Origin of the sequence: Bradyrhizobium jicamae, assembly GCF_001440395.1 — a bacterium.
Lineage (GTDB): Bacteria > Pseudomonadota > Alphaproteobacteria > Rhizobiales > Xanthobacteraceae > Bradyrhizobium > Bradyrhizobium jicamae.
On record NZ_LLXZ01000087.1, the window covers coordinates 73,885 to 78,624 of the forward strand.

A 4,740-nucleotide genomic window follows, 5' to 3' on the forward strand; every position below is an offset into this window, starting at 1 on the left:
CAGGAGCAGCGCAACAGCGAGGCAAAGTTCTTTACCTCGCCGTGATGGTCGAGGACTTCGTCGTGCAGCGTGGTGAGGAACTTGGCGAGGCTCATCCCCTCTTTCGCCGCGATCTCCTCCAGCGTGTCCCAGAACGACATTTCCAGCCGGATCGAGGTGCTATGGCCGCCCATCCGCAGCGATCGCGTCTGCGATTCATAGTCGCGTTGGGGCTGGTGCGCGAACAGGTGGCACATGGGGTTCCTCCAGCTAGATTATAATTTTTCTAAACGATATACCTGACCACACGACCCCACAATCCCAGCTCCAATCTCAAGTCCGGTCTCAAGTCCGATCTCGGGCCATCTCGACCCGCTGGGAACGAACCTCAGCATCTTCAAGGCGATAGTCCACCCTCATCCCCAGCCGGGCATTGTTTCGGCCACTTCCCATGCAATTGCCGCCACGGACGCCTAAAATGGCGGTCCAACCTCGAATCGACGCCTAAGCCCGCCCCATGCCCGTCCGCCAGCTTCCCGAACAGGTCGTCAACCGCATCGCCGCCGGCGAGGTGGTCGAACGTCCGGCGAGCGTCGTGAAGGAACTGGTCGAGAACGCCATCGACGCCGGTGCCAGCCGCGTCGATATCTTCACCGATGGTGGCGGCCGGCGGCGGATCGGCATCACCGACGACGGCAGTGGCATGCCGCATGGCGACCTCGCACTCGCCGTCGACCGCCACGCCACCTCCAAGCTCGACGACGAGGATCTCTTACGCATTCGCACGCTGGGCTTTCGTGGCGAAGCGCTGCCCTCGATCGGCGCGGTGGCAAAGCTCGGCATCACCACGCGCCACGCCAGCGAGCCGCATGCCTGGTCGCTGTCGGTCGAAGGTGGGGTGAAATCAGAGATCATGCCGGCGGCGCTGTCGCAGGGCACCCGCGTCGAGGTCAGCGATCTCTTTTATGCGACACCGGCGCGTCTGAAATTCCTCAAGACCGACCGCACCGAGGCCGAAGCGATCCGCGAGGTGGTGCGGCGGCTCGCGATGGCGCGGCCCGATATCGCCTTCACATTGGCCGGCGAGGAGCGCGCGCCGGTGACCTGGGCCGCGGCGCTGCCAGGTGCTGCGGGCCGGCTGACGCGGCTCGGCGATATCCTCGGCAGCGATTTTCGCTCTTGCGCCATCGAAGTCCGCGCCGAGCGCGAAGGCGTCGTGGTGGAGGGCTTTGCCGCCGCCCCCTCGCTGACCCGCGCCAATGCGCTCGGACAGTACCTGTTCGTCAACGGCCGCCCGGTACGCGACAAGCTCATTCTCGGCGCGGTGCGCGCGGCCTATTCGGATTACCTGCCGCGCGACCGCCATCCCGTCGTGGCGCTGTTCGTGACGCTCGCGCCGCAGGAGGTCGATGCCAACGTGCATCCGGCCAAGACGGAGGTGCGGTTTCGTAACGCCGGTCTCGTCCGCGCGCTGATCGTGCATGCGCTGAAGGACGGCCTTGCCCGCGAAGGCCGGCGCACCGCGGCGAATACCGATGGCGCGGCGCTGTCGGCGTTCCGTCCATCCTTTGCGCCGCGTCCGACCAACTGGGACTGGCGTAGTTCACCGGCCTATCCGGTGCGGCCCGCGCCCTCGTTCGAGGGCGGGACGGCAACGGCTTTCGCCGAAGCGGGACAGGCGGCGTTCGATGTCGGCGCGCCAACCGCCGACATACGCTTCGAGGCGCAGCCCGCAGCCGACCTGCTCGACCGCCCGCTCGGCGCGGCGCGCACACAGATCCACGAGACCTACATCGTCTCGCAGACCCGCGACGGGTTGATCGTCGTGGACCAGCACGCCGCGCATGAACGCATCGTCTACGAAAAGCTGAAGGCGTCGCTGGCGAGGAATGGCGTGCAGCGGCAGATTTTGCTGATCCCGGAGATTGTCGAGCTTGATGAGGCGACCGTCGAAAAGCTGCTCGACCGCGCCGAGGAGCTGGCGTCGTTTGGCCTGGCGATCGAATCCTTCGGTCCCGGGGCAGTGGCTGTGCGCGAGACGCCGTCGCTGCTCGGCAAGGCGAACGCCGCAGGCCTGCTCCGCGATCTTGCCGAGCACATGGCCGAATGGGACGAGGCGCTGCCGCTGGAGCGCCGCCTGATGCATGTCGCCGCCACCATGGCCTGCCACGGTTCGGTCCGCGCCGGTCGCCGCCTCAAGCCGGAAGAAATGAACGCGCTGTTGCGCGAGATGGAAGACACGCCGAATTCCGGCCAGTGCAACCACGGCCGCCCGACCTATGTGGAATTGAAGCTGTCGGACATAGAGAAGCTGTTCGGACGGCGGTGAAGGAATTCGTTGTATCCGTAGGGTGGGCAAAGCGAAGCGTGCCCACCGTCGCGGGCACGGTGCTTGATGGTGGGCACGTCGCTATCGCTCCTTTGCCCACCCTACGGACTACGGACCTCGCAAAAACACGAACTCCGTATCGTCGTACGCGCGCCGTTCCAGTTCCTCGAAGCCGTCAGGCGCAGTAAACGCCGCGGCCTTCGCTTCCTCCACCACCAAAAGCGCATTCGACGTCAGCCAGCCGCCGTCGCGCAGCGAGGCCAGCGCCTTCTCCGCGAGCCCCTTGCCGTAGGGCGGATCGAGGAACACCAGCGAGAACGGCTCGACGGGATGCGCAGGTCCCAGATTGGTGGCATCGCGGCGATAGACCTTTGTCACGCCGCCGAGGCCGAGCGACTCGACATTGTTGCGCAACAGCGCCCGCGCCTCCGCGCCATTGTCGACGAACAGCGTGAAGCTGGCCCCGCGCGAGACCGCCTCGATGCCGAGCGCGCCGGTGCCGGCGAACAGGTCGAGCACGCGCGCGCCTTCGATCGGATCGTCATAGGCGTGGATCAGGATGTTGAACACGGACTCGCGCAAGCGATCCGCCGTTGGGCGAATCTCCCGCGAGGATGGCGAGGCCAGGTTGCGGCCCTTCAATCGTCCGCCGACGACACGCATGGGCGCGCTACTCGTCCCGCGGCTTCAGATCGCGCTTGCCGTGATAGCCGCGCTTGGGGCGGCGCGGCGGGCCGTAGCCGTTGGCCTCGTCCTCGTTGCGCGCGCGGGCTTCCTCGCTGCCGGTACGCTGCACCAGCACGCGGCGGCCCTTGCTGTCGGAGATCAGTGCACTCTTGCCCGCCGGCTTGAACGGCTTCTTGCCGCGCGGCGCGTCGTCTTCGTCGTCGGATTTCTCGCCCGGCATCGGCCGGTTGAAATCGGCGCCCGCGAGCGTTGCGATCTTCTCGCCGAGTTGCTCGCGCAACACCCGCGTCTTGACCTCCTCGACCTGCCCTTCTTCGAGTTCACCAAGCTGGAACGGTCCATAGGACACGCGGATCAGCCGGTTCACCTCGAGGCCAAGATGCGCCATGACGTTGCGCACCTCGCGGTTCTTGCCCTCGCGGATCGCAAATACCACCCAGACATTGGCGCCCTGGTCGCGCTCCAGCGTCGCATCGATCGGCCCGTATTTGACTCCCTCGACCTCGACGCCCTTCTTCAGTTCATCAAGCTGCGCCTGAGTGACCTCGCCATGGGCGCGCACGCGATAGCGCCGCAGCCAGCCGGTATCGGGCAGCTCGAGCGCGCGCGCGAGCCCGCCGTCATTGGTCAGCAGCAGCAAGCCCTCGGTGTTGAAATCGAGCCGGCCGATCGAGATCAGCCGCGGCAGGCCTTCCGGCAGGTTGTCGAACACGGTCGGCCTCCCCTCGCGGTCGGCATGCGTCGTCATCAGCCCGCGCGGCTTGTGATACATGAACAGCCGGGTACGCTCGCGCGGCGGCAACACCTTGCCGTCGAGCGCGACCACGTCATTGGCGGTGACGTCGAGCGCGGGCGAATTGATGACGCGGCCGTTGACGGCGACGCGGCCCTGCGTGACCATTTCCTCGGCATCGCGGCGCGAGGCCAAGCCGGCACGCGCCAGCACCTTGGCGATCCGTTCGCCGGCCTTTTTCGGCTTCGACTCCGCGCGCGGGGCGCGCTTGTCGAAATCGGTCGGACGCTCGCGATAGGCGCCGCGGCCGCCAAAGGCCGGACGTTTTGCAAAGATCCTGCTGTCGTCCTCATTGTCGCGGCGCGGCCGGTCGCTGAACCGCCCCTCGCTGCGCGGATGCTCCTGCCACTCGGTGCGGCCTGCGGGCCGCCCACGGTCACCATCCCGGTCGCGACGCTCGCGTGGACGGTCGAATTTCGGCCGGTCCTCGCGCGAACGCGAAAACCGCGGACGCTCGTCGCCACCGCGATCCTCGCGGGAACGGTCGAAGCGAGGCCGGTCGGAATTACGCGCGCCATCGCGGGAAGGACGTGAATCGCGCCCTCCTCGATCATCACGCTTTTGCCACGGCTTGTCCTCGCCCCGCTCGGGCCGATCGCCGAAATCCTTTCGCGGCCCGCGCGAAAAACGCTTCTCGCCATCGCGCGGCGGGCGGTCGCCATCCTTCCGGAAACCTTCCCCGCGAGGCGTATAGGGCCGCTTGTCGCCGAACTTCTTGTCGGAGAAACGACCGGCCGGACGGGCATCGTCACGGCCACGGCGCGGGCGATCGTCGCGATCATAATTGGGCCGCTCGCCGCGCGGCTTGAACGAGCGCTTCTCGCCGTCGCGATCCTCGCGCGGGCGGAAGTCCTTCCGCGGGCCACGGTCTCCAGAGTCGCGCTTGCGATCTCCAGAGTCGCGCTTGCGATCTCCGGAGTCGCGCTTGCGATCTCCGGAGTCGCGCTTGCGA

4 protein-coding genes are annotated in these 4,740 nt (G+C 66.9%); 1 reads left to right on the forward strand and 3 read right to left on the reverse strand.

The genetic code is table 11. From position 1 onward, the window contains the following. A partial coding sequence (locus CQ12_RS14050) for a ribbon-helix-helix domain-containing protein (RefSeq protein ID WP_057835889.1) occupies positions 1-236 on the reverse strand: 236 nt, incomplete at its 3' end. A 260-nt stretch (positions 237-496) separates the two neighbouring features. On the opposite strand from CQ12_RS14050, the gene mutL reads away from it, so the two are divergent. Then, positions 497-2,308 carry a DNA mismatch repair endonuclease MutL gene (mutL, locus tag CQ12_RS14055; RefSeq protein WP_057835890.1) on the forward strand — a complete coding sequence of 604 codons (1,812 nt, stop codon included), beginning with the start codon at positions 497-499 and terminating at the stop codon, positions 2,306-2,308. A gap of 108 nt (positions 2,309-2,416) precedes the next feature. Here mutL and rsmD read toward each other — a convergent pair whose 3' ends face one another. Both rsmD and CQ12_RS14065 read right to left on the reverse strand, forming a co-directional pair. After that, positions 2,417-2,971: a 16S rRNA (guanine(966)-N(2))-methyltransferase RsmD gene (rsmD, locus tag CQ12_RS14060; RefSeq protein WP_057835891.1), complete on the reverse strand. Its 555-nt coding sequence runs from the start codon at positions 2,969-2,971 to the stop codon at positions 2,417-2,419. 7 nt (positions 2,972-2,978) lie between these two features. Next, the coding region (locus tag CQ12_RS14065; protein ID WP_083519273.1) for a pseudouridine synthase at positions 2,979-4,740 on the reverse strand (1,762 nt) is incomplete at its 5' end.